The organism is Mycobacterium sp. 5-140-3-2, from assembly GCF_035666375.1.
GTDB classification, from domain to species: domain Bacteria; phylum Actinomycetota; class Actinomycetes; order Mycobacteriales; family Mycobacteriaceae; genus Mycobacterium; species Mycobacterium intracellulare.
Genome location: NZ_CP142025.1, coordinates 4,037,418 through 4,061,256 on the forward strand (window position 1 = coordinate 4,037,418; position 23,839 = coordinate 4,061,256).

22 protein-coding genes are annotated in these 23,839 nt (G+C 69.3%); 5 read left to right on the plus strand and 17 right to left on the minus strand.

The window, feature by feature from the left end; all coding sequences use genetic code 11:
* Positions 1–355 precede the first annotated feature (355 nt).
* The gene (locus P6281_RS18685) at positions 356–712 is read left to right on the plus strand and encodes a PH domain-containing protein (protein ID WP_008259037.1); all 357 of its coding nucleotides are present in this window, start codon (positions 356–358) and stop codon (positions 710–712) included.
* Positions 713–724: 12 nt separating this feature from the next.
* Here P6281_RS18685 and P6281_RS18690 read toward each other — a convergent pair whose 3' ends face one another.
* Positions 725–1,585, minus strand: coding sequence for a DoxX family protein (locus P6281_RS18690; RefSeq protein WP_202349293.1), 861 nt, complete (start codon positions 1,583–1,585; stop codon positions 725–727).
* 253 nt (positions 1,586–1,838) lie between these two features.
* Here P6281_RS18690 and P6281_RS18695 point away from each other — a divergent pair, with 253 nt between their 5' ends.
* A complete protein-coding gene (locus P6281_RS18695) occupies positions 1,839–2,969 on the plus strand; it encodes a PQQ-dependent sugar dehydrogenase (protein WP_080588115.1) in 1,131 nt (376 codons plus the stop codon).
* 91 nt (positions 2,970–3,060) lie between these two features.
* Here the strand turns inward: P6281_RS18695 and gatB are convergent, their stop codons facing one another.
* From gatB to gatC, 5 genes are all read right to left on the minus strand, one after another.
* On the minus strand, positions 3,061–4,572 hold the full coding sequence (gene gatB / locus P6281_RS18700) for an Asp-tRNA(Asn)/Glu-tRNA(Gln) amidotransferase subunit GatB (RefSeq protein ID WP_014942669.1): 1,512 nt from the start codon (positions 4,570–4,572) through the stop codon (positions 3,061–3,063).
* A 124-nt stretch (positions 4,573–4,696) separates the two neighbouring features.
* On the minus strand, positions 4,697–5,809 hold the full coding sequence (locus tag P6281_RS18705; RefSeq protein WP_442757109.1) for a MinD/ParA family ATP-binding protein: 1,113 nt from the start codon (positions 5,807–5,809) through the stop codon (positions 4,697–4,699).
* A gap of 58 nt (positions 5,810–5,867) precedes the next feature.
* Positions 5,868–6,899, minus strand: coding sequence for an ATP-dependent 6-phosphofructokinase (locus tag P6281_RS18710; protein WP_008259042.1), 1,032 nt, complete (start codon positions 6,897–6,899; stop codon positions 5,868–5,870).
* Positions 6,900–6,942: 43 nt separating this feature from the next.
* Entirely contained in the window at positions 6,943–8,424 is a 1,482-nt protein-coding gene (gene gatA, locus P6281_RS18715; RefSeq protein WP_201408141.1) for an Asp-tRNA(Asn)/Glu-tRNA(Gln) amidotransferase subunit GatA, read from the minus strand.
* Complete coding sequence (gene gatC / locus P6281_RS18720; RefSeq protein ID WP_009952003.1) at positions 8,421–8,720, minus strand: Asp-tRNA(Asn)/Glu-tRNA(Gln) amidotransferase subunit GatC; 300 nt, start codon at positions 8,718–8,720, stop codon at positions 8,421–8,423. The genes gatA and gatC overlap by 4 nt, the downstream gene beginning before the upstream one ends.
* 99 nt (positions 8,721–8,819) lie before the next feature.
* On the opposite strand from gatC, the gene P6281_RS18725 reads away from it, so the two are divergent.
* Entirely contained in the window at positions 8,820–9,476 is a 657-nt protein-coding gene (locus P6281_RS18725; RefSeq protein WP_085978385.1) for an amino acid-binding protein, read from the plus strand.
* A gap of 118 nt (positions 9,477–9,594) precedes the next feature.
* Here P6281_RS18725 and P6281_RS18730 read toward each other — a convergent pair whose 3' ends face one another.
* The 3 genes from P6281_RS18730 to P6281_RS18740 form a co-directional block, all read right to left on the minus strand.
* Positions 9,595–10,893 (minus strand): HNH endonuclease signature motif containing protein, encoded by a 1,299-nt coding sequence (locus P6281_RS18730; protein ID WP_324738475.1) that lies wholly within the window; start codon positions 10,891–10,893, stop codon positions 9,595–9,597.
* An 80-nt stretch (positions 10,894–10,973) separates the two neighbouring features.
* The gene (locus tag P6281_RS18735) at positions 10,974–13,874 is read right to left on the minus strand and encodes an MMPL/RND family transporter (protein WP_324738476.1); all 2,901 of its coding nucleotides are present in this window, start codon (positions 13,872–13,874) and stop codon (positions 10,974–10,976) included.
* A complete protein-coding gene (locus P6281_RS18740; RefSeq protein WP_009954349.1) occupies positions 13,871–14,275 on the minus strand; it encodes an MmpS family transport accessory protein in 405 nt (134 codons plus the stop codon). The genes P6281_RS18735 and P6281_RS18740 overlap by 4 nt, the downstream gene beginning before the upstream one ends.
* A gap of 246 nt (positions 14,276–14,521) precedes the next feature.
* Between P6281_RS18740 and P6281_RS18745 the strand changes: the two genes are divergently transcribed.
* Entirely contained in the window at positions 14,522–15,040 is a 519-nt protein-coding gene (locus tag P6281_RS18745) for a pyridoxamine 5'-phosphate oxidase family protein (RefSeq protein WP_014385488.1), read from the plus strand.
* On the opposite strand, the gene P6281_RS18750 is transcribed toward P6281_RS18745, so the two are convergent.
* From P6281_RS18750 to P6281_RS18775, 6 genes are all read right to left on the minus strand, one after another.
* Positions 15,037–15,648 carry a TetR/AcrR family transcriptional regulator gene (locus P6281_RS18750; protein ID WP_029384610.1) on the minus strand — a complete coding sequence of 204 codons (612 nt, stop codon included), beginning with the start codon at positions 15,646–15,648 and terminating at the stop codon, positions 15,037–15,039. The two genes, P6281_RS18745 and P6281_RS18750, sit on opposite strands and share 4 nt — an antisense overlap.
* A gap of 34 nt (positions 15,649–15,682) precedes the next feature.
* On the minus strand, positions 15,683–16,789 hold the full coding sequence (locus tag P6281_RS18755) for a cystathionine gamma-lyase (RefSeq protein ID WP_324738477.1): 1,107 nt from the start codon (positions 16,787–16,789) through the stop codon (positions 15,683–15,685).
* A gap of 3 nt (positions 16,790–16,792) precedes the next feature.
* A complete protein-coding gene (gene ligA, locus P6281_RS18760; RefSeq protein WP_202378364.1) occupies positions 16,793–18,874 on the minus strand; it encodes an NAD-dependent DNA ligase LigA in 2,082 nt (693 codons plus the stop codon).
* Positions 18,875–18,922: 48 nt separating this feature from the next.
* Positions 18,923–19,258, minus strand: a complete 336-nt coding sequence (locus P6281_RS18765) for an ArsR/SmtB family transcription factor (RefSeq protein WP_008259061.1) — start codon at positions 19,256–19,258, stop codon at positions 18,923–18,925.
* Positions 19,255–19,737 carry an SRPBCC family protein gene (locus P6281_RS18770; RefSeq protein ID WP_008259062.1) on the minus strand — a complete coding sequence of 161 codons (483 nt, stop codon included), beginning with the start codon at positions 19,735–19,737 and terminating at the stop codon, positions 19,255–19,257. The genes P6281_RS18765 and P6281_RS18770 overlap by 4 nt, the downstream gene beginning before the upstream one ends.
* A gap of 64 nt (positions 19,738–19,801) precedes the next feature.
* Positions 19,802–20,818, minus strand: a complete 1,017-nt coding sequence (locus P6281_RS18775) for a methionine synthase (RefSeq protein WP_202376621.1) — start codon at positions 20,816–20,818, stop codon at positions 19,802–19,804.
* Between the two features lie 153 nt (positions 20,819–20,971).
* Between P6281_RS18775 and P6281_RS18780 the strand changes: the two genes are divergently transcribed.
* The gene (locus tag P6281_RS18780; RefSeq protein ID WP_202377396.1) at positions 20,972–21,562 is read left to right on the plus strand and encodes a sensor domain-containing protein; all 591 of its coding nucleotides are present in this window, start codon (positions 20,972–20,974) and stop codon (positions 21,560–21,562) included.
* Positions 21,563–21,569: 7 nt separating this feature from the next.
* On the opposite strand, the gene mnmA is transcribed toward P6281_RS18780, so the two are convergent.
* Both mnmA and P6281_RS18790 read right to left on the minus strand, forming a co-directional pair.
* Positions 21,570–22,646 (minus strand): tRNA 2-thiouridine(34) synthase MnmA, encoded by a 1,077-nt coding sequence (gene mnmA, locus P6281_RS18785; protein WP_009954358.1) that lies wholly within the window; start codon positions 22,644–22,646, stop codon positions 21,570–21,572.
* A complete protein-coding gene (locus P6281_RS18790; RefSeq protein WP_009954359.1) occupies positions 22,647–23,825 on the minus strand; it encodes a cysteine desulfurase family protein in 1,179 nt (392 codons plus the stop codon).
* Positions 23,826–23,839: the final 14 nt, after the last annotated feature.

Consider the following 23,839-nt stretch of genomic DNA (forward strand, 5'->3'; position numbering starts at 1 on the left):
TGGTGGGAGCGCTCACTGTCGTTCAGTCCTTATTCACTCTGGGAGTCTCGCGGGGGCAACAAAAAACCCCCGACAGCTCATCTGCTGCACGAGGGTTGCGCGTTGGTGCTGGATTGCTTCAAATGCTCAAACGCAAGTCAGGCACCAACGCGCCTAATTACTACGAGCATCCCGGGCTTTCCGGCGGTATCCATAGCGCTCGACGGTAGTCTTCGCACAGCTCAGCAGTCAAATCCGTCACCGTCACCAGCCGGGTTGGGCGCGCGCCGCCGCCTGGCCGCTCGCGGGATCCGCCGGGCGCCCCGGGTGAAATGATGGTCGGGTGGCTACCGGTTCGTCTTCCCGAACACCTCTCGTGATCAAGCTGTCCCCCATCGCGCACCTCGCGGTCGGATTCCTGGCCCTGGGCTTGCTGATCCCGGTGATGCTGTGGCCGCCGTCCGCGCCGCTGCTGATCATTCCGGTGGTGCTGTCGGCGATGATCGTCCGGTTACGCACCGTCGCCGACGACCGCGGTGTCACCGTCCGCACGCTGCTGGGCAGCCAGACGGTGCGCTGGGACGACATCGACGGGCTGCGTTTCCATCGCGGTTCCTGGGCACGGGCGCGCCTCAAGAGCGGCGCCGAGCTGCGATTGCCGGCGGTCAGCTTCTCGACGCTGCCGGAGCTCACCGCGGCCAGCGCGGGGCGGGTTCCCAACCCCTATCAGTGACGGCGGCCCAGCTCAGCCGATCGGGTTCACGCCGTTGAGCGCCACCCACACGCCGATGCCGGCGGCGATGCCGGCCAGCAGGGCGACGAACGACCCGATGAACGGCCGGTGGGCCCAGCCGCGGCGCGCGTCGAGACCGTAGCGGCCGGGTCCGCACAGGATGACCGCGGCGGCCACGGCGATGAGGGTGATCTGGTATTCGTACCCCTCGGGCAGGAAGTACGAGAAGGTGTGCGTGTGCGGCCGCGCCGAGACGGTGGCCAGCAGGCCATTGATCAAAAACGCAAGAGCGCCGGCCGCGGCCAGCGGCGTGAACAGGCCCAGCACCAGCAGCACACCGGCCACGAGCTCGCCGCCGGCGCTCACGTAGGCGAGGATGTCGGCGTGCTGGTAGCCGACGTCGGACAGCGAGTTCCTGAACCCGGTCACTCCCGAACCGCCCCACCAGCCGAACAACTTCTGCAGCCCGTGGGCGCCGAGCACCACGCCCAGCCCGACCCGCAACACCAGCAAACCCAGATGCTGGGTTCCGCGCCGCCCGACGTCGTGCAACCGGTCGTCGTGCTCGTCGTCGTCGATGTCCGTGGACTCCGGCGCCGCGTGCCGGGCCGCCGAATGCGGCTGGACGTACGGCAGCGGCTCCTGGTGTTCGAGCAGGTTGTAACCCGAGGCCCCGGAGCCGGCCATCGCCGCGGCGGCGCCGTAGGGGATGACGGTGGTGGTTCCCGTGGACGGGTTGAAGTCACCGGGGTAGCCGACTGGGGTCAGATCGTCTTCGGGGTCGACCAGGCGCGCCGAGGCGGGGCGTCCCGGGGTCGACTCCGGGGATTCGCCGGGCCGCTGCCAATCTGCGTCATTCGGTTGACTGGTCACGGGTGTCAGGGTAAGGGCAGTTGGCCCCGAATTGGGGATTTGAGCGGCGCTTTCGCCAGGCAATCGACGGTTTGCCCGCCAAAAACGCCCGGATCGGTCCGAAATCGGCCTGCGAGCCCGTCTGGAGGGGCCGGAAGGCACGATCCGGGGCCCGTCGGCACCCGGCGGAAAGCGGGATCCGATCGCGGGTTCGGCGGCGGGCGAGCGGGACGCGTGTGGCGGCGGCGGCGGCGGTGTCCGTAGCCTGACGGTCATGCGACTAGGGCGATCGGGGCGGTCGGTGCGGCGCGGGCTCGCCGCGCTGTGTGCCCTCGTGCTGGTGACGAGCGGGTGCGCGCGCTTCAACGACGCGCAATCACAACCGTTCACGACCGCCCCGGAATTGAAGCCGCAGCCGAGCTCGACGCCGCCCCCGCCGCCGCCGCTGCCGCCCACCCCGTTCCCGAAGGCCTGCCCCGCGCCGGGGGTCATGCAGGGCTGCCTGGAGAGCACCAGCGGGCTGATCATGGGGCCCGACAGCAAAACCGCGCTGGTCGCCGAGCGCACCACCGGAGCGGTCAAGGAGATCTCGGTCAGCGCCGAGCCGAAGGTGAAGATGGTCATCCCGGTCGACCCGTCCGGGGATGGCGGGTTGATGGACATCGTGTTGTCGCCCACCTACACCCAAGACCGCCTGATGTACGCCTACGTCAGCACCCCGACCGACAACCGGGTCATCCGCATCGCCGACGGCGACATCCCCAAGGACATCCTGACCGGGATCCCCAAGGGCGCCACCGGCAACACCGGGGCGTTGATCTTCACCAGCCCCACCACGCTGGTCGTGCTGACCGGCGACGCCGGTAACCCGGCGATGGCCGCGGACCCCAATTCGCTGGCCGGCAAGGTGCTGCGCATCGAGCAGCCGACCACCGTCGGTCAGGCCCCGCCCACCACGGCGCTGTCCGGCGTGGGTTCGGGCGGCGGCTTGTGCACCGACCCGGTCGACGGCTCGCTGTATGTCGCCGACCGCACCCCGACCGCGGATCGGTTGCAGCGCATCACCAAAACGTCGGACGTCTCCACGGTGTGGACCTGGCCGGACAAACCCGGCGTGGCCGGATGCGCGGCGATGGACGGCACCGTGCTGGTGAACCTGATCAACACCAAGCTGACGGTGGCGGTCCGGCTGGCTCCGACCACGGGCGCGGTCACCGGTGAACCCGACGTCGTGCGCAAGGACACCCACGCGCACGCGTGGGCGCTGCGCATGTCACCGGATGGAAACGTCTGGGGCGCAACCGTAAACAAGACGGCGGGCGACGCCGAGAAGCTGGACGACGTGGTGTTCCCGCTCTTCCCGCAGGGCGGCGGCTTCCCGCGCAACAACGACGACAAGACGTAGGGCGCGCCGGGTTTTGCGCGAAAGTGCAACTGGCGACGCATCTGCCGAGACGCGCCGTCGACAACTGCACTCTCGCGACTTTGGGGTGGGGCTAGCCCTGGCCGCAGGCCGCCAGGACCAGTTCGCGCACCCGGGCGGCGTCGGCCTGCCCGCGGGTGGCCTTCATCACCGCTCCGACGATCGCGCCCGCCGCGGCCACCTTGCCGCCCCGGATCTTTTCCGCCACATCGGGATTGGCGGCCAGCGCCTCGTCGACGGCCGCCTGGGTGACCGAGTCGTCGCGCACCAGCGCCAGGCCGCGCGCGGACATGACCTCTTCGGGTTCGCCCTCCCCGGCCAGCACGCCCTCGACGACCTGGCGCGCCAGTTTGGTGGACAGCTTGCCCTCGTCGACCAGCGCCACCACCGCGGCGACCTGGGCGGGCGTGATGGCCAGCTCGTCGAGCGCGACGTTGGCCTCGTTGGCCTTCTGCATCAAGAAGTTCCCCCACCAGGCCCGCGCCTGTTCGCTGGACGCGCCGTGTTGGATGGTGGCGGTGACCAGTTCGATGGCGCCGGCGTTGACCAGGTCGCGCATCACCTCGTCGGAGATCCCCCACTCTTCCTGAATTCGCTTGCGGCTCAACCACGGTAGCTCGGGGATGGTCTGGCGCAGCCGCTCGACGAGCTCGCGGCTGGGCGCCACGGGCTCCAGGTCGGGCTCGGGGAAGTAGCGGTAGTCCTCGGCGGTCTCCTTGACGCGGCCCGGGCTGGTGTAGCCCGCCTCGTGAAAGTGCCGGGTTTCCTGGGTGATCTGGCCGCCGGAGGCCAGGACGGCGGCCTGGCGCTGCATTTCGTAACGCACGGCCACCTCGACGCTTTTCAGCGAGTTGACGTTCTTGGTTTCGGTGCGGGTGCCGAATTCGGCCTGGCCGGTCGGCTTCAGCGACACGTTGGCGTCGCAGCGCATGGAGCCCTGATCCATCCGGACGTCGGATACGTCCAAGGCGCGCAACAGGTCCCGCAGCGCGGTCACGTAGGCCCGGGCGATCTGCGGGGCCCGGTCCCCGGCCCCGACGATGGGCTTGGTGACGATCTCGATCAGTGGTACCCCGGCGCGGTTGTAGTCGATCAGCGACGTCGTCGCGCCGTGAATGCGGCCGGTCTCGCTGCCGATGTGGGTGAGCTTGCCGGTGTCTTCCTCCATGTGCGCGCGCTCGATCTCCACCCGCCAGGTGCTGCCGTCTTCCAGCGGGGCCTCGAGGTAGCCGTTGATGGCGATGGGCTCGTCGTACTGCGAAATCTGGTAGTTCTTCGGCATGTCCGGGTAGAAGTAGTTCTTCCTGGCGAAGCGGCACCAGGGCACGATCTCGCAGTTGAGCGCCAGCCCGATTCGGATGGCCGACTCCACCGCGGTCTGGTTGAGCACCGGCAGCGAGCCGGGCAGCCCGAGGCACACCGGGCACACCTGGGTGTTGGGCTCGGCGCCGAATGCGGTCGTGCAGCCGCAGAACATCTTGGTGACGGTGGACAGCTCGACGTGCACCTCGAGGCCGAGCACCGGATCGAAACGCGCGATGACGTCGTCGTACTCCATCAGGTCGGCGCTGGCGGCAACACTCATGCGCTCGATCCTAGTGGTGATCGCGAGCGCGGCGGAGCCGGGCGAAGCGGGTCACCACCGATCAAGACTAGTGGTGATCGCGAGCGCGGCGGAGCCGGGCGAAGCGGGTCACCACCGATCAAGACTAGTGGTGATCGCGAGCGCGCTCTCCTCCCCTGCCCGGGAACATCCCGGCCAGCACGGCGGCCATCTCGAGGTAGCTGCGCCGGCTCTCCTTGCTCATTCGGTCCAGCGCGATCTTCCTGCCCTCGTGCACGTGCCGGTCGAACGGCAGCACCACGGTGGCGGCGACGCGTGCGGACAGCCGGTCAAGTTCCGTCACGGCCACACCCTCCACCTTGGCCGGCTCGACGTGATTGACCGCGAGCACGGTCGACGCCATCAATCGTTGATACCCGTTGTGGCACAGCCACTCCAGGGTGGTGTGGGTCTTGCGTATCGCGTCGATCGAGGTGCTCGTGACCACCACGAGGGCCCGCGACTCCGGCAGAACAGCCTCCATCACACTGGAATTGAGCGCTTTGACGCAATCGACCAGCACCACCGAATACTGGTTTCTCAGCATCGAGAACGCCCGCAGAACGTCACGGCGCTCCAGGCGCCAGTCGGTGCTTGCGTAGTCCGGCAGCCCGAGCACCTCCAGCCCGAAGCCGTTCATATAGGTCAGCGCCCGGATGTCCTCGTAGCTCGTTGCCGGGCCGCCGCGGAGCAGGTCGGCCATGCTGTGCGGGTTGTGACGGCCGTGGCGCTCGGCCAGGTCCCCCGCGTCGATGTCGAGTGCGAGCACCCGGTCGTTGCGCACCGCGGCGAAAGTCGACCCGAGGGCCTCGACCACCGCGGTCTTGCCCACCCCGCCTTTGAGGTTGAGGACGGCGATCGGAAAAGCACTACCCACAGTCGCGCGGATGCGCTCCCGCAACTCCGTCTCGTAGGCGGCGTTTTTGCCCGGGCCGAGATCGATCCCGGTGACGCGGTGGATCAACCCTCGCCAGTTGAGCCTGGCGTCGGTCTCGGGGTGGTCGAAGCGATCCAGCGCCGTCTCGCCCAGCACCGGCCCGGGGCGCGGCGGGACCGGCGGACGGCGGCCGGGCCCGCGAGGCTGGGGCACCGTGGTCGCCGACGGGCGGGCGTCGGCGCGCCAGCTGGGCGGGCGCAGGTGGTGGGGTGCCGGGCCCGGTGGGCCCGCCGATCCGACGGAATGCTGAACGACTCCGCGACTCTCACCAGGGTTGCTCATACCCCGGTATAGCCGTTATGCACGGGTCCGGAAACCACCGGTTATCTGCCCGGCGGGCCTAGCCGAAGAAGGCCGCGGCGTCGTCGTAGCGGCTGTCGGGCACCAGCTTGAGCTGGCGGACGGCATCGGCCAGCGGCACCCGGCCGATGTCCTGGCCGCGCAGCGACACCATCTGGCCGTATTCGCCGGCATGCGCCGCGTCGGCCGCATTCACGCCGAACCGGGTGGCCAGCACCCGGTCATATGCCGTCGGGGTGCCGCCGCGCTGGACGTGACCCAAGACGGTCACCCGGACGTCCTTGTTGATGCGCTTTTCCACCTCGGCGCCCAGCTGCGCGGCCACACCGGTGAATTTCTCGTGGCCGAACTCGTCAATCCCGCCTTCCCGCAACGCAATCGAGCCGGGTATGGGTTTGGCGCCCTCGGCGACCACGCAGATGAAGTGCGAATCTCCGCGCTGGAAGCGACGTTTGACGAGCCGGCAGACCTCTTCGACGTCGAAGGGCTGCTCGGGGATCAGCGTCATGTGCGCGCCGGAAGCCAGGCCCGCGTTCAGCGCAATCCAGCCCGCGTGCCGGCCCATCACCTCGACCAGCATCACGCGCTGGTGGGACTCGGCGGTGCTGTGCAACCGGTCGATCGCCTCGGTGGCGACGGTCAACGCGGTGTCGTGGCCGAAAGTCACGTCCGTGCAATCGATGTCGTTGTCGATGGTCTTCGGCACGCCGACCACGGGAACGTTTTCCTCGGAGAGCCAGTGCGCGGCCGTCAGCGTGCCTTCCCCCCCGATCGGGATGAGGACGTCGATCCCGTTGTCGTCGAGGGTCTGCTTGACCTGGTTCAGCCCGGCCCGCAGTTTGTCGGGATTCACGCGCGCGGTCCCCAGCATCGTTCCGCCCTTGGCCAGCAGGCGGTCGTTGCGGTCGTCGTTGTGCAGCTGGACGCGCCGGTTCTCCAGCAACCCGCGCCATCCGTCCTGAAATCCGACCACCGACGAGCCGTACCGGGAGTCGCACGTACGCACCACCGCCCGGATGACGGCGTTGAGCCCGGGGCAGTCGCCGCCTCCGGTGAGCACTCCGATCCGCATAGCCCTATCTTGCCGGGCGGCGGGCTACCGGCGCGAGCAGACGTCAGATCGCGGTCGGCAGCGGCCCGCGCGCCGCTTCGTAGGCGGCCCCGACGCGGTACAGGCGGTCGTCGGCCAGCGCGGGCGCCATGATCTGCAATCCGACGGGCAGGTCGTCGTCCGGCGACAGGCCCGACGGCACCGACATGCCGCAGTGTCCGGCCAGGTTCAGTGGCAGCGTGCACAGGTCGAACAGGTACATCGCCAACGGATCGTCGACCTTCTCACCGAGCCCGAACGCGGTGGTCGGGGTCGCCGGTGACACCACGACATCGACCGACCGGTAGGCCTCGTCCAGATCGCGGGCGATCAGGGTGCGCACCTTCTGAGCCTGGTTGTAGTAGGCGTCGTAGTAGCCGGCCGAGAGCGCGTAGGTGCCGATCATGATGCGCCGCTTGACCTCCGGGCCGAAGCCCGCGGCGCGGGTCAGCGCCATCACCTCCTCGGCGCTGTGGCTGCCGTCGTCGCCGATCCGCAGCCCGTAGCGCATCGCGTCGAAGCGCGCCAGGTTGCTCGACACCTCCGACGGCAGGATCAGGTAGTAGGCGGACAGCGCGTACTCGAAGTGGGGGCAGTCGACCTCGCTCACCTCGGCGCCCAGCGCGGTCAGCTGCTCGACGGCGGCCCCGAAGGAGGTCAGCACCCCGGGCTGATACCCCTCGCCGCGCAGCTGCTTGACCACGCCGACGCGCACGCCCTTGAGGTCACCGGCCGCCCCGGCCCTCGCCGCGCCGACGACGTCGGGCACCGCCGCGTCGACGGACGTCGAGTCGCGGGTGTCGTGCCCGGCGATCACCTGATGCAGCAGCGCCGTGTCCAGCACGGTGCGCGCGCACGGGCCGCCCTGGTCCAGCGACGACGCGCAGGCCACCAGGCCGTAGCGCGACACCGTGCCGTAGGTCGGCTTGACGCCGACGGTCGCGGTCAGCGCGGCGGGCTGCCGGATGGAGCCGCCGGTGTCGGTCCCGATGGCCAGCGGCGCCTGGAACGCGGCCAGCGCCGCCGCGCTGCCGCCACCGGAGCCGCCGGGCACCCGGTCGACGTTCCAGGGGTTGCGGGTGGGCCCGTACGCGGAGTTCTCGGTCGAGCTGCCCATCGCGAACTCGTCCATGTTGGTCTTGCCGAGGATCGGGATGCCGGCGGCGCGCAGCCGCGAGGTGACGGTGGCGTCGTAGGGGGCACGCCAGCCCTGGAGGATCTTGGATCCGCAGGTGGTGGGCATGTCGACCGTGGTGAAGACGTCCTTGAGCGCCAGCGGCACCCCGGCCAGCGGCGACGGCAGCCGCTCCCCAGCGGCCACCGCCTCGTCGACGACGGCGGCCGCACCGAGCGCCTCGTCGGCCGCCACGTGCAGGAAGGCATGGTAGCGATCGTCGGTGGCTTCGATCTGGTCCAGACACGCCTGGGTGACCTCGACCGACGACAGCTCCTTGGCGGCGATCCGGGCTGCCAGCGTGGCGGCGTCGGACCGGATGATCTCGTTCACTCGCTGTCTCCCAGGATCTGCGGGACCGCGAAGCGGCCGTCGACGGCCGACGGCGCCTCGGCCAGCGCTTCGGCCTGGGTCAGGCAGGGCGCCGGCTCGTCCGGGCGGGTGACGTTGACGTCCTTGAGCGGGTTGTCCGTCGCTTCGACACCGGTGACGTCGACCGCCTGTACCTGGCTGACGTGCGTCAGGATGGCGTCGAGTTGGCCGGCGAAGCTGTCGAGCTCGCTGTCGGTCAACGCCAGCCGGGACAGCCGGGCCAGGTGCGCTACCTCGTCGCGGGAGATCTGGGACACGATCCGAAAGCCTAGCCGCGGGCCCGCTGCCGGCGGAGGGGGCCCGAGCCGGCTCGAGCCGAAATGCCGCCGACACATCGCTGTGCAACAGTGTTGGCCGTGCCCTCCTATCTGTTGCGCATCGAGCTCGTCGACCGTCCGGGAAGCCTGGGGTCGCTGGCGGTCGCGCTCGGTTCGGTGGGCGCCGACATCTTGTCGCTCGACGTCGTGGAGCGGAGCTCGGGGTACGCGATCGACGACCTGGTCATCGAGCTGCCGCCGGGGGCGATGCCGGACTCGCTGATCACCGCCGCCGAATCACTGTCCGGGGTCCGGGTGGACAGTGTGCGCCCGCACACCGGTCTGCTGGAGGCGCACCGCGAGCTCGAGCTGCTCGACCACATCGCCGCGGCCGGCGACACGGCGTCCAGGCTGCAGGTGCTGGCCAACGAGGCGCCCAGGGTGCTGCGCGTCAGCTGGTGCACGGTGTTGCGCAGTGCCGGCGGCGAGCTGCAGCGCCTCGCCGGCAGTCGCGGCGCCCCCGAAACCAAGGCGGACACGGCCCCGTGGCTGCCCCTCGAGCGGGCCGAGCCGCTGGACAGCAGCGCCGACTGGGTGCCCAAGGCATGGCGCGACATGGACATGACGATGGTCGCGGCCCCCCTGGGAGACCCGCACACCGCCGTGGTGCTCGGCCGGCCGGGCCCCGAATTCCGGCCGTCCGAGGTCGCCCGGTTGGGCTACCTCGCCGGGATCGTCGCCACCATGCTGCGCTGATCGGCCGCAACCCCGTCGAAGCCTAGGCCTTGGGGCGTTCCGGGCGGGCGGCGGTGCGAGTGTTGAAGGAATGAATTCCATTATGCACCAACGTGTTTGATCGCCAGCACTGACCGGGCTAGTTGTTTGTCGGTGGTGGTTGGGGTTGGAAGGGGTCATACCACCACCAGTCGGCCCGCTCGCCGGTAGGTCCCGGACACGGTGGCACCGCGGGCGGGGGCCCAGTGGGTGGACGCGCCAACGATCCCGGGCTCAGTACCCGGCCGGCCTCGTCGGTCACGGTCAGGGCGTCTGCGGGTCCGGTGAGGGTGATAACGCCCCGGTGATGCAACCGGTGGTGATACGGGCAGACCAGCACCAGGTTGGCCAACTCCGTGGGGCCACCGTCCTCCCAATGCCACAGGTGATGCGCGTGCAGGCCACGGCTGGCCCCACAACCGGGCACCACACACGAGCGGTCGCGGTACTCCAGCGCGCGGCGCAGCCGCCGATTGATCACCCGCGTCACCCGCCCGGCCCCAATAACCTGCCCGTCACGTTCGAACCAGACCTCACAGGTGGCATCACAGGTCAACAAGCGACGTTCGGCATCGGACAGCAGCGGACCCAAATGCAGGGTTGCCGCGCGCTGCCCGACGTCGAGGTGGGCCACCACGGTCGTGTGCTGCCCATGCGGGCGGCGGGTGGCCTCGGCGTCCCAACCCGCCTCGACCAGCCGCATCAACGCATCGACCGTGCTCGGCAACGGCGGCCGCTGATCGGAAACGCCCGCGCCGTTTGCCTGATCGTGTTTCCACTCGGCGATCAGCGCCTCACGATGAGACGCCAAAGCGGCGTCGAACTTCGCCGCATCCAAGTGGCCCAGCATGATCCGATAACAGGCGCCCCACTCAGTGGCGGTCGTAGTGATCGAACGCTCAGGCTCGATCTCGGGCCCAGGTTCGGACTCGGACTCGGACTCGGACTCTGACTCGGACCGAGGTTCAGGCTCGGGTCGCGGTTCCAGCTTCACCGCGGTACGCAACTGACTGACCGTCGCCACCGCGGCCAGCTCCGCGTAATGCTCATCAGACCCCTCACCCGCGCGCGCCGCGATCACCCCGACCTGATCGGCCGACAGCCGACCCTCCCGCAGGCCGGCGGTGCAGCGCGGAAACTCCTCGAGCCTGCCCGCGATCGCGGCGATCGTGTGCGCGTTGGCCGACGAACACCCCAGCTTCCAGGCCACCAACGCCGGCACCGAGCGCGCCCCGGTCACACCACACAATTGGTCACGATCAATCTCGGCCACGATCTCCACAATGCGCCCATCAATCGCATTGCGCTGACCCGCCAACTCCGCCAACTCCCCGAACAGCACCTCAAGGCGGTCACTCGCAGTGACCACCACAGCCTCAGCGGATGCGATCGACGACATGCTGTCATCATCACAGCCACCACCGACAAGTTCGGGCCAAGTCATGTCGCGCTAGGAGGGCGCGACCCGGCGCAACCAGATCAGCGGGCACCCGACGACATCGCCACCGGGTCGTCGTCCTCCCACAGCAGCAGCTGACGAACTGCCGGGCGCGGGCCATAGGGCCGCAGCATGGTGCTGGCGGGTCGTGGCCGCACCCGCTGCGGCCACCAGAACCAGCGCCCGAGAAGCCTTGCGACAGAAGGCGTCATGAACGACCGCACGATCAGCGTGTCGAACAGCAGGCCGAGTCCGATGGTCGTGCCGATCTGGCCGAGGACCTGGAAACCGCTGAAGACGAACGCACACATGGTGACGGCGAACACGACGCCGGCCGAGGTGACCACCGAGCCCGAGCCGGCCATCGCCCGGATGATGCCGGTATTGATGCCCGCATGGATCTCTTCCTTGAATCGCGAGATCAATAGCAGGTTGTAGTCGGACCCGACGGCGAGCAGCAGGATCACGGCCAGCGCCAGCACCACCCAATAGAGCTGGATGCCGAAGATGTACTGCCACACCAGAACCGATAGCCCGAACGAGGCGCCCAGCGACAGGGCCACGGTACCCACGATGACGAGCGCGGCGATCAGGCTGCGCGTGATGATCATCATGATCAGCAGGATGAGGCTCAGCGCCGCGAAGGCCACGATCATCAGGTCGTACTTGGCACCGTCCTGGATGTCCTTGTACGTCGCGGCGGTGCCGCCGAGATAGATCTGCGCGCCGGCCATCGGCGTGCCCTTCAGGGCCTCGTGCGCGGCCTTGGCCATCGGATCGATGTGCGAAATGCCCTCCGGCGTAGCGGGATCGCCCTCATGGGTGACGATCATGCGGGCGGCCTTGCCGTCCGGTGACAGGAACAGCTTCAGCCCGCGTTTGAAGTCGGGATTGTTGAACACCTCGGGCGGCAGGTAGAAGGTGTCGTCGTTCTTGGCCGCGTCGAAGGCTCGCCCCAGTGCCGTCGCGTTGTCGATCGCCGCGGCGGTCTGCGCGTAAATGCCCGACAGCGTCGCGTAATTGGCCAAGGTCAGATCGCGATTGGTCTGCTGGCTCTCGATCTGCGGCGGGATCAGCGCCGTCAGTTTCGGTTGCAACGCGTCAAGCTTGTCGAGGGAAGCGGTGAGGTTTTCGAACTTCTCGGTGAGCTGGTCGATGCCGTCGATCGCATCGAAGAGAGAGCGGAACGCGAAGCAGGCGGGAATGTCGTAACAATGCTTTTCCCAATAGAAATAGCTGCGCACCGGCCGGAAGAAATCGTCGAAATTCGCGATCTTGTCGCGCAGGTCCCGGATCGTGCCGAGCGTGTCGCGGAAACTTTCGGTTTCCTCGTGGGTGGTGCCGGCGAGCTGCTGCTGCAATACGTACTGCTGCTTCAAGATGTTGATGGTCTTGGTCAGCTCATTGGCCTGCTTGAGGGCGTCGTCGGCCCGATCGCGTTGGTAGGTCAGGTTTTGCTGTTGCGCCGCACTTTGATTGCTGACCACGAAGGCAAGCGAGCTGTGGACCAGCGGGGTTCCCAACGGCCTGGTGATGGACTGCACCTGGGCGATGCCGGGAACGTGGAACACCGCCTTGGCCACCTTGTCCAGGATGAGCATGCTCTCCGGATTACGCATGTCGTGATCCGTTTCGACCATCAGCAATTCGGGCTCGAGCCGGGCCCGCGAGAAGTGCTTCTCGGCGGCCGTGTAACCGATGTTGGCCGGTGCGCTCGCGGGCATGTATGGCCGGGTGTCGTAACTCGTCTTGTATCCGGGCAGGGCGAGCAGACCGACCAGCGCCAGCGCACACGCCGACGCCAAAACCGCGCCGGGCCAACGGACGATGGCGGTGCCGATGCGCCGCCAACCTCGCGTCCGGATCGCCCGCTTGGGGTCGAAGATCCCCACCTTGGCGCCCAAAGTGAGGATGGCCGGCCCCAGGGTGAGCGCGGCGAACAGCGCGACGAGAATGCCCAATGCCGCCGGCACACCCAGACTTTGGAAGTAGGGCAGCCGGGTGAAGCTCAGGCAGGCCACCGCACCCGCAACGGTGAGACCCGACCCCAGAACGATGTGCGTGGTGCCGTGATACATCGTGTAGAACGCGGTTTCGCGATCCTCACCGGATCCGCGCGCTTCTTGATAGCGGCCGACGAAAAATATCGCGTAGTCGGTTCCCGCGGCGATCACCAGAAGCGTCAGCAGATTCGTCGCATAGGTCGACAGCCCGATGACTCCCGCGTTGCCGAGGAACGCGACAAGGCCTCGGGCGGCTGACATTTCGATCAGGACCGTGGCGAGCACCAGCAACGTGGTGAGCACCGAGCGGTAGACGAAGAACAACATCACCGCGATCACCCCCACCGTGATCCCGGTGACCTTGGCGGTCCCCTTGCTCCCGACGTCGAACTGATCGGAGATCAGCGGCGCCGCGCCGGTCACATAGGTCTTGACGCCGGGGGGCGGCTTCATGTGTTCGACGATGTCGCGGATGGCGCCGACGCCCTCGTTGGCCAGCGCCGAGCCCTGATTGCCGGCGAGGTTGACCTGAACGTAGGCGGCCTTGCCGTCGCTGCTCTGCGATCCCGCCGCGGTGAGCGTGTCGCCCCAGTAATCCTGGACGTGCTGGACGTGTTTCTTGTCCCGCTCGATCTTTCGGATCATCTCGTCGTAAAAGCGGTGGGCGTCCGCGCCGAGCGGCTTGTCACCTTCCAGCACGATCATGGCCGAGCTGTCGGTGTCGAACTCGTGGAATTTTTCACCGATGCGCTTGATCGCCTTGAGCGACGGGGCGTCGGGCGAGTTCAGCGCCACATTATGGGTTTTCCCAACGTCTTCCAGTTGCGGCACCGCGATGTTGGTGAGGGCGGCGAGCCCCACCCAGAACAGCAGGATCGGCAGCGCGAGCCGGCGAATGGTGCGCGGCACAAAGGACCGCGGCTGTTGTTCGTTGCTCATCCAGATTTGTCCAGACAGAAGGTGTAGGCGTCGACTTTGTGAACCGTGCGTTGGTCTTTCACTTCACCGTTGACGGTGATGCGGCAGCCGAGGGTGTCCCCGTTGCCCTGCGCGACGACGTTGCCGATGACCGCGGGCTCCGTGGTGGTGATGGTGAACGACCATGGCAGGGGCGCGTCCTTGACTTGCTGCGGCTGGGCGTTGACGTCCAGGTAGTTGATGGTGGCCACCGCGCCCGGGGCGCCGAAAACCTCGAGGACCACCTGCTTGGGGTTGAACGGGACGATCTCGGCCGCCAGGCCGCTGTTGGCCGTCGTGTTGTCGTGCGAGCCGAAGATGCCGTGCAGCCGATAGATCCCGAACCCCGCGAGCGCGACGACGAGCACGCTGACGATCACCATCCACCCCCGCCTCACCAGGGGTGCTAACGAAAAGCCTTTCACCCGTTAGCCTTTCGAAAATCGGGTGACAGGGACGCGCCCGATGCGAGCGCGGCTGCCAACGTCGTCAGCGTGATCGACAGCTATGACAGTGCGGTACGGGACCGTACTCTACAAGGGGAAATTTTTCCCCTGGTCAAGTCGGGCGATGAATTCCGGCGCCGTCACCGGTCAGTCTCCGTACGAGCAATCCTGCGAGGAGTAACCATGCTGCCCGACCCGATTTCGGCAACCGACCTGAACATCTACGGCGACGCCGAGCTGCCGTGGGCCAGGGCCCTTGACGCGATGAAGGCCCTGCCGTCCGAGGAGACGCCACAGTTTCTGGGGACGGTCCGGGCGGACGGCAGCCCACACTCGGCGGGTATCGGCTCGATCGAACACGGCGGCCACATCTATTTCACCAGCGGCCCCGCGACGCTGAAATCCCGCAACCTGGCCGCCAATCCGGCCTGCACCCTGTCGTTCCGCCTTCCCGGAGTCGACCTGGTCCTCGACGGCGTAGCCCACCGGACCACCGATGTGCGCGAACTCGACGAGGTCACGGCGCGCTATCGCGACTCCGGCTGGCCCTGCGAACGCGACGGCGACGCCGTCACCGCCCCGTACAGCGCCCAGAGCGCGGGGCCGCCGCCGTGGTATTTGTACCGATTCGTGGCCCGGGGCGCTGTCGGTGTCGCAACCGCCGAGCCCCACGGGGCGACGCGTTGGCGGTTCGCGCCCTAGGCGCCGGGCCCCGCGGTCAGGCCCGGGATGAGGAACCCGTCGACGAACGCCTGCACGGTGCGACGGGTGGGCGGACGCCCGGGGATGATCGACCGGAAGATGAGGTAGCCGGGCAACAGGTCCCAGAGTTCGTCGGTGATGACGTCCTCGGTGATCTCGCCGCGGTCGACGGCCTGGTGCAGCACGTGCTGAATCATCGCCTTGCGCTGGTCGAGGAATTGATGCTGCAGGGCTTCGTTGAGTGCGGGGTGCCGCGACACCTCGACCATCACCGCGCGGATGGTGCTGGCGTGCTGCCCGCACTCGACGGCGATGGTCTCCCCCAGGCTCAGCAGGTCGCCGCGCAACGTGCCCGTATTCGGCGGGACGGCCACCTGGCGGACGCCTTCGATGAAGGCGGCCAACACCAGTTCGGCCTTGGACGGCCAGCGCCGGTACACCGTGGCCTTGCTGGCGCGGGCGGCATTGGCCACCGCGTCAACCGCCAGCTGGTCATAGCCGTGTTCCTGCAGCAGCCGCAGGGTCACCGCCAGGATCTCGGCCTCGCGCGGCGACCACGGCGATGCCTGCGCGCACTCCTCGGCCGTCTGGGTCATAGAACCCACGATAGAGCCGCCCGGGCGGTGCGGCATGTATATGTCGTTATCGGGAGGTCATGAGCGCGCGTTCGATGTCGGCGACAAGGTCGTCGGTGTCCTCGATGCCCAGCGAGATGCGCGCGAACCCGTCGGCGACCGGGTCGCCCCAGCGTGCCCGCCGATCCACCGACGTGTGCAGGCCCCCGAAGCTGGTGGCGGCGATCAGCAGCTCGCTGGCGTCGACGAGGGCGTGCACCGCCGCGGCGTCGGCCAGTTCGACCCAGAGCAGGCCGCCGAATCGGCGCATCTGCGCCATGGCGACGGGATGCGCCGGATCCTGCGCCAACCCCGGGTAGCGCACGGCCCGCACCGCCGGGTGGCCGGCCAACATCGTCGCCACCGCCCGGGCGTTCTGGCATTGGCGCTCGAATCGCAGTCCGGCAGTTTCCAGGCTGCGCAACAGAAGCCACGCCTCGAACCCGCCCAGGACCGCGCCGGCGAGCAGGCGTTGGCGCTCGGCGGCGGCGAGTAACTCGGACTGACTGGTTGCGACATAGCCGGCCAGCAGGTCGCTGTGACCGGACAGGGCCTTGGTGGCGCTGGCCACCACCGCGTCGGCGCCCAGCGACAGCGGCTGCTGACCCAGCGGCGTGGCGGCGGTGTTGTCGACGACCAGGCGTGCGCCGCGGCCGTGGCAGATGGTGGCCAGCCGGTGCAGGTCGACCACGTCGAGCGCCGGATTGGTGGGGGTCTCGGCGACCACCACGTCGGCTTGCGCGGCGGCGTCATAGATCTGCGAGCTCGACGCCGCGACGACCGTGACCCCCGCAAGCGCCAGGTCCTCGGCGGCGTGACGGCGCACCTGGTAGTAGCCGTCGGCCGGCACCACCACCGTCGCCCCGGGCGGCGCCCAGGCCCGCAACACCGCGCTGACGGCCGCCATCCCCGAGCCGAACACCACCGCACCCGCCGCCCCCTCCAGCTCGGCGAGGGCCGATTCCAGTTGCCGCCACGTCGGGTTGGAGCCGCGGCCGTAGCTGTCCAGGGTTTCGTCGGCCGAAAGGTGATACGTGGCGGCGAGCACCGGCTGCGGCGCGACGGGCTGGCCCGAAACCGCTTGGGAATTCACGGCTTTGAGGCTGCGGGTGGAATCGCCGTACCGGCCGCTCATCGGTTATTCCGCCGGTGTTTTTTGCGGACCGTCGGCCAGCAGCCGCCGGAAGCCGTCCTCGTCGAGGACGGGCACCCCCAGCTCGACGGCCTTGTCGTACTTCGACCCCGGCGAATCCCCGGCCACGACGTAGTCGGTCTTCTTCGACACCGACCCGGCGGCCTTGCCCCCGCGCGCCAGGATCGCCTCCTTGGCGTCGTCGCGCGAAAAGCCGGCGAGGGACCCGGTGACCACTACCGTCAGGCCCTCGAGGGTGCGCGGCACGCTGGTGTCGCGCTCGTCGGCCATCCGCACGCCGGCGGCGCGCCACTTGTCGACGATCGCGCGGTGCCAGTCGACGGTGAACCATTCGGTGAGCGCGGCGGCGATCGTCGGGCCCACGCCCTCGACCGCCGCGAGCCGCTCGGTCGAGGCCGCCATGATGGCGTCCAGGTCGCCGAACTCGGTCGCCAGGGCGCGCGCCGCCGTCGGCCCGACGTGGCGGATGGACAACGCCACCAAAACCCGCCACAGCGCAACCTTTTTGGCCTTGTCCAGGTTGTCGAGCAGCCGTCTGCCGTTGGCGGACAAGGTGCCCGCCTTGGTCCGGAAGAGCTCGGTGCGCAACAGGTCGTCCTCGGTCAGCGTGAACAGGTCGCCCTCGTCGGCGATCACTTCGGCCTTGAGCAGCGCGATGGCGGCCTCGTAGCCGAGCCCCTCGATGTCGAACGCCCCGCGACCGGCGACGTGGAACACCCGCTCCCGCAGTTGCGCCGGACAGGACCGGGCATTGGGGCAGCGGATGTCGGCGTCGCCCTCCTTGGCCGGTGCCAGCGGGGTGTCGCACTCGGGACACGTTGTGGGCATGACGAATTCGCGTTCGGAGCCGTCGCGCAGGTCGACGACGGGGCCCAGCACCTCCGGGATGACGTCGCCGGCTTTGCGGATCATCACGGTGTCGCCGATCAGCACGCCCTTGCGCTTGACCTCGGCGGCGTTGTGCAGGGTGGCCAGCCCGACGGTGGACCCGGCCACCTTCACCGGCGTCATGAAGGCAAAGGGCGTGACGCGCCCGGTGCGCCCGACGTTGACGCGGATGTCGAGCAGCTTGGTCTGCGCCTCCTGGGGCGGGTACTTGTAGGCGACGGCCCAGCGCGGCGCGCGCGACGTGGTGCCGAGCCGGCGCTGCAACGCGACGTCGTCGACTTTGACCACCACGCCGTCGATCTCGTGCTCGAGGTCGTAGCGGTGCTCTCCCCAGTAGCCGATGCGCTCCTCGACCGCGGCGAGGCCGCGCACGCGCGCCGTCTGTTCGGCCACCGGCAGCCCCCAGGCCTTCAGCGCGGCGTAGGCCTCGTGCTGGGTCTTCGGGGCGAACCCTTCGGTGCGGCCGATGCCGTGGCAGATCATCCGCAGCTTGCGCCGGGCGGTGACGGCCGGGTTCTTCTGGCGCAGCGACCCGGCGGCGCTGTTGCGCGGGTTGGCGAACGGGGCCTTGCCGTCCTCGACCAGGCTGGCGTTGAGCGCCTCGAAATCGGCGAGCAGGAAGAACACCTCGCCGCGCACCTCCAGCAGGGACGGCGTCGGAAAGTCCTTGCCGGCGGACAGCCGCTCGGGCACGTCGTCGATGGTGCGCGCGTTGAGCGTCACGTCCTCACCGACGCGGCCGTCGCCGCGGGTCGCGGCGCGTTCCAGCCGGCCGTCGCGGTACACCAGTGAGAGCGCGACCCCGTCGATCTTGAGTTCGCACAGGTAATGCGGTTCCTTGCCGACCTCGTTCTCGACGCGATTGCTCCAGGCCACCAGCTCGTCGCGGTCGAAGACGTCGTCGAGGCTCAGCATGCGTTCCAGGTGCTGCGCCTCGGCGAAGTCGGTGGCGAAGCCCGCGCCGCCGACCAGCTGAGTCGGCGAATCGGCGACCCGCAGCTCCGGGTGGCGCTCCTCCAGCGCGAGGAGCTCGTTGAACATCGAGTCGAATTCGGCGTCCGAGATGATCGGCGCGTCCTTGATGTAGTAGCGGAACTGGTGTTCCCGGACCGCTTCGGCCAGGTCCTGCCACTGCCGCCGGACCTCGGGCGCTACCGAATCAGCTTCTGCTGAGCTCACCTTGGCAGGCTATCCGAGGACACCGACGCAAAACCCGGCGCGCTCGACTCAATCCTCCACTCCGTCTTCCACGAAGGACCGCAACCGGTCCAGGGCCGCATCCCACCGGCGGGACAACTGGTCGAGGTAGTCGCTGGCCGACGCCAGCGGCCCGGTCTGCACCGTCCACACGCGCTCGCGCCCCCGCCGGCTGCTGGTGACCAGCCCGACCGACTCCAACAGCTGCAGGTGCTTGCTCGCCGCCTGCCGGGTGACCGGGACGACGCTGGTGACCTGCGACGTCGAGCTCGGGCCCTGATCGCAGAGCCGCACGATGATGCGCAGCCGGTTCGGGTCACCGAGCGCACCGAAGATCGGGGCGCCGACGGCGACTCGTCCGCTCATACCCGGACGCCCTCGATGTACTTGCGCACCAGCGTGGTCTGGATCGCCCAGCCTTCGCCGTTCGCCTCGAACGACGCGCCGCGGCGGGCCTCCGGAATGGCCTCGAAACCGGATTCGGTGATGGTCAGCAGCACCCCGTCGGACCGCTCGGCGAGGGTGAACTCGACCAGCGTGGTCGGCTCGCCCTCATAGTCGACCTCCGGGTCGATGGCAAAGGGATGCCAGCGGTAGGCGAACCGCCGCCGCGGCTCGACGGCGACGATCTGCCAGGTGCTCGTCACGCCCGCGTGCGACTGTTGGCGCTTGGCGACCTCGCCGTCGACGGTGGTCGGGCTGATCGCCGCGGTCACCGATGTCCCGGCGACGAACGGCCCGTCGAAGCGCACCCCGAACCAGCGGCCGAACTCCTCGGCGTCGCTGATGGCCCGCCACACCCGCTCCAGCGGCGCGCGCAGCACCACCTGCTTCTCGATCTTCATATGCAACCTCCTGGTTGCCTATTAGTTCAGCACGGCGCGGTATGAAACGCAACCCCTCGGTTGCCTATTTGATGGCGTCGGGATCCTCCGCGAACATCTGGGCGGCCTTGCGGGCGAGCTCGATCGCGGTGCGGGCCCACGCGGGGGTGGCGCCGGCCAGACCACAGGCCGGGGTGACGCCGATGCGTTCGCGCAGCGCCGAGCGGGCGAAGCCGAGGCGATCGGTCACCGCGACCACACCACCGGCGACCTCCTCGGCCGACAGCCGCCGCGCCGGGGCGCTAGCGGGGACGACGCCCAGCACGACGGCGCGGTCGGACTCGACGAACGCGGCGATGCCGTCGAGATCCGCCGCGCTCAAGGCGCCCGGATCGACCGAGACCGCGCTGAATGCGCTGCGCTGCAACAGGTCCCAGGGCACGCCGGGTGCACAGCAGTGCAGCGCCACCTCGCCGCCCACCGTCTCGGCGCAGGCGTCGAGCAGGCCGCCGGCCACCGCCTCGTCGAGCGGCGCGACCGGACTGAGCGCCGTCACCCCGCTCAACGCGCCCCCCAACGCTTTTGGCAGCGACGGCTCGTCGAACTGGACGACCACCGGCGTCTCGAGGCGCCGCGACAGCTGAGCACGATGCGCGGCGACGCCTTCGGCCAGCGACGACGTGAGGTCGCGCAGCGCGCCGGGGTCGGTGATCGCCCGGTGCCCGTTGGCCAGCTCGATCTCGGCGGCCAGCGTGATGGGGCCCGGCGCCTGCACCTTGACCACGCGGCCGTCATTGCGCAGGCCGGCGGCCTCCCACGCCTCTTCCAGCGCGTCCATGTCCTCGTCGAGGAGGCTGACGGCGCGGCGGGTGACCGCGCCCGGACGGGCGACGAGGCGATACCCGCGCGGCACTGTGTCGATGGCGACGTCGACCAGCAGCGCCCCGGCCCGGCCCAGCAGGTCGGCGCCCACCCCGCGGGCGGGCAGTTCGACGATGTGCGGCAGCGCCCCCGCCAATTCGCCGACGATCACGGCGGCGGCCTCCCGCGCCGCGATGCCCGGCCAGGAACCGACGCCACTGGGCCCCGCGAAAACACTCACCGGCCAACCGTATTCGACGTCGCCCGGGCCGCCGGTCGGCAGGGGCTGTGTGCCGAGGGTCCCCGCGGGTAGGTTCAACCGCAGAGGGGTGCAAAAACGGTGTCGCAGAGGACGAAGTGGGCGAGGCTACCGCTGTGGTGCGGGGCGGTGCTGATGGCGGTGTCGTGCACCCGGGTGGTGGACGGCGCGGCGCTCGCGGGTCCCGACACCAACCGCCGGATGGTGCAGGGCGTCAACGTCGACACGATCCTGCTGGACCAGTCGCGGATGCGTGCGATCACCGGCGCCGGTGAGCACCTGACCATCATTCCCTCGATGGACGGCACCAGCCCGGTGAACATCGACGCGCTGGCCCAGACCGCGCCGCGGGAGTGCCGGTTCATCTACGACGAGACCGCGACCTTCGGGACCGACCTCGAGGCGTTTCACAAGACGACCTTTCAGGACCCGCCCGACGGCGCGTTGATCTCGGAGGGCGCGGCGGCCTATCGCGACGCCGAGACCGCGCGGACCGCCTTCAACGCCCTGGTGGGCACCGTCGGGGACTGCGCGAACGGCTCGGGTGGGCAGCTCTACGTCGGCGAGTGGAACGCCGACGGCACCTCGCTGCACCTGCGGCCCGGCGGTTGCGGCCGCGACTACCGGATCCTGTCGGTGGCCATGCTGGAGGTCACGTTCTGCGGCTTCGCGCAATCGGTGTCCGACATCGTGATGACGAACATCGCCGCGAACGTGCCGCGCTAGTTCGCGATCAGCGCGACGTCGCGGCGATGACGGCGCTGCCGATCACCTCGTCCCCGTCGGGGTCGGGCCGGTACAGCACCAGCGTCTGGCCCGGCGCGACACCGCGCAGCGGGACGCGCAACCGCACGACGAGTTCGCCGCCGACGAGTTCGGCCACGGCGTCGGCCGTCTCACCGTGCGCGCGCACCTGAACCGCGCACTCGATCGGCCCCGACGGCGTCACACCCGAGGTGAATACCGGTGCCCGCCCGGTCAATTCGCGCACTTCGAGTTCGGCCACGTCCCCCACCCGCACGGTCGCGGTCTCGGCGTCGATCGCGGTCACGTAGCGCGGGCGACCGTCGGGGCCGGGCCCGGCGATGCCGAGACCCTTGCGTTGCCCGATGGTGAAGCCGTGCACGCCGTCGTGCTCGGCGAGCACCGTCCCGTCCGCATTGACCACGGCACCGCGGCGAACCCCGATGCGTGAGCCCAAAAAGGCTCGGGTGTCGCCCGACGGGATGAAGCAGATGTCGTGACTGTCCGGCTTTTCGGCGACGGCCAGGCCGCGGCGGGCGGCTTCGGCGCGGATCTGTGACTTGGGGGTGTCGCCGATCGGGAACGCGGCGTGGCGCAGCTGCTCGGCGCTCAGCACGGCCAGCACGTAGGACTGGTCCTTGTCGTGGTCCACGGCGCGGCGCAGCCGACCGCCGGAAAGCCGGGCGTAGTGGCCGGTGGCCACCGTGTCGAACCCGAGCGCAACGGCTCTCGCCGACAGGGCCGAGAACTTGATCTTCTGATTGCACACCACGCACGGGTTGGGCGTCTCGCCGCGCGCATAGGACGACACGAATTCGTCGATGACGTCCGCCTGGAACTTTTCCGCGAAATCCCAGACGTAGAACGGTATTCCGAGCACGTCGGCGACCCGCCGCGCGTCCGAGGCGTCCTCTTTCGAGCAGCAGCCGCGCGAGCCGCTGCGCAGCGTGCCGGGCGAGGACGACAGCGCCAGGTGCACGCCCACCACGTCGTGTCCGGCGTCGACCATCCGGGCCGCGGCGACCGACGAGTCGACGCCACCGCTCATGGCTGCAAGCACCTTCACTTAGGACGCCCCCGCCGCGGCCAGGGCCGCCCGACGCGCCCGCTCCACCGCCCCGGGCAGCACCCGCAGCACCGCATCGACGTCGGCGTCAACACTGGTGTGCCCCAATGAGAGTCGCAGCGACCCGCGGGCGCTGGTCGGGTCGGCTCCCATGGCCATCAGCACGTGCGAGGGCTGCGCGACACCGGCGGTGCACGCCGAACCGGTCGAGCACTCGATTCCGTTGGCGTCCAGGAGCATCAACAGCGCATCGCCCTCGCAACCGCGGAACGTGAAGTGCGCGTTGCCGGGAAGGCGCAGCGGGTCGCGGGCACCGTTGAGGCTGACGTCCTCGATGCCGCCGAGCACCCCGTCGACCAGCCGGTCCCGCAGCGCCCGCAGCCGGGCGCTGTTGACCTCGAGCCCGTCGATCGAGATCCGGGCCGCCGCGGCCATTCCGACCGCACCGGCGACATCGGCCGTCCCCGAACGGATGTCGCGCTCCTGGCCGCCGCCGTGTGCGAGCGGCACGCACGCGACGTCGCGGCGCAACAGCAGCGCACCCACGGCCGCGGGGCCCCCGAACTTGTGCGCGGTCACGCTCATCGCCGACAGCCCGCTGGCGGCGAAGTCCACCGGCAACTGCCCCACCGCCTGAATGGCATCGCTGTGCATCGGCACCCCGAATTCGGCTGCGACGGCGGCGAGTTCGGCGACGGGCAGCACGGTGCCGACCTCGTTGTTGGCCCACATGACCGAGACCAGCGCGACATCGTCGTGGTGGGTGAGCACCTCGCGCAGCGCCGCCGCCGACACCGAGCCGTCGGGCGCGGTCGGCAACCACGTCACTTCGGCTCCCTCGTGCTCGACGAGCCAATTGACCGAGTCCAGCACGGCGTGGTGTTCGACCTCGCTGGTGACGATGCGCCGGTGCCGCGGCTCGGCGTCGCGCCGGGCCCAGTAGATGCCCTTGACGGCCAGGTTGTCGCTCTCGGTGCCGCCGGCGGTGAAGATCACCTCCGAGGGACGCGCCCCCAGCTTGTCGGCAATCAGTTCTCGGGATTCCTCGATGCGGCGCCGCGCCGCCCGGCCGCTGGTGTGCAGCGAGGAGGCGTTGCCCACCGTGCCCAGCACAGCCGTCATCGCCTCGACGGCGGCGGGGTGCATCGGGGTGGTGGCGGCGTGATCCAAATAGACCATGACGCGACCCACGA

Excerpts from the sequence above, each read along its gene's own strand:
- P6281_RS18695 (WP_080588115.1), top strand. The coding sequence starts at position 1,839 with ATGCGACTAGGGCGATCGGGGCGGTCGGTGCGGCGCGGGCTCGCCGCG.
- gatB (WP_014942669.1), bottom strand. The coding sequence starts at position 4,572 with ATGAGTGTTGCCGCCAGCGCCGACCTGATGGAGTACGACGACGTCATC.
- P6281_RS18705 (WP_442757109.1), bottom strand. The coding sequence starts at position 5,809 with ATGAGCAACCCTGGTGAGAGTCGCGGAGTCGTTCAGCATTCCGTCGGA.
- P6281_RS18710 (WP_008259042.1), bottom strand. The coding sequence starts at position 6,899 with ATGCGGATCGGAGTGCTCACCGGAGGCGGCGACTGCCCCGGGCTCAAC.
- P6281_RS18730 (WP_324738475.1), bottom strand. The coding sequence starts at position 10,893 with ATGTCGTCGATCGCATCCGCTGAGGCTGTGGTGGTCACTGCGAGTGAC.
- P6281_RS18735 (WP_324738476.1), bottom strand. The coding sequence starts at position 13,874 with ATGAGCAACGAACAACAGCCGCGGTCCTTTGTGCCGCGCACCATTCGC.
- P6281_RS18740 (WP_009954349.1), bottom strand. The coding sequence starts at position 14,275 with ATGGTGATCGTCAGCGTGCTCGTCGTCGCGCTCGCGGGGTTCGGGATC.
- P6281_RS18745 (WP_014385488.1), top strand. The coding sequence starts at position 14,522 with ATGCTGCCCGACCCGATTTCGGCAACCGACCTGAACATCTACGGCGAC.
- P6281_RS18755 (WP_324738477.1), bottom strand. The coding sequence starts at position 16,789 with ATGAGCGGCCGGTACGGCGATTCCACCCGCAGCCTCAAAGCCGTGAAT.
- P6281_RS18765 (WP_008259061.1), bottom strand. The coding sequence starts at position 19,258 with ATGAGCGGACGAGTCGCCGTCGGCGCCCCGATCTTCGGTGCGCTCGGT.
- P6281_RS18770 (WP_008259062.1), bottom strand. The coding sequence starts at position 19,737 with ATGAAGATCGAGAAGCAGGTGGTGCTGCGCGCGCCGCTGGAGCGGGTG.
- P6281_RS18780 (WP_202377396.1), top strand. The coding sequence starts at position 20,972 with ATGGCGGTGTCGTGCACCCGGGTGGTGGACGGCGCGGCGCTCGCGGGT.
- P6281_RS18790 (WP_009954359.1), bottom strand. The coding sequence starts at position 23,825 with ATGGTCTATTTGGATCACGCCGCCACCACCCCGATGCACCCCGCCGCC.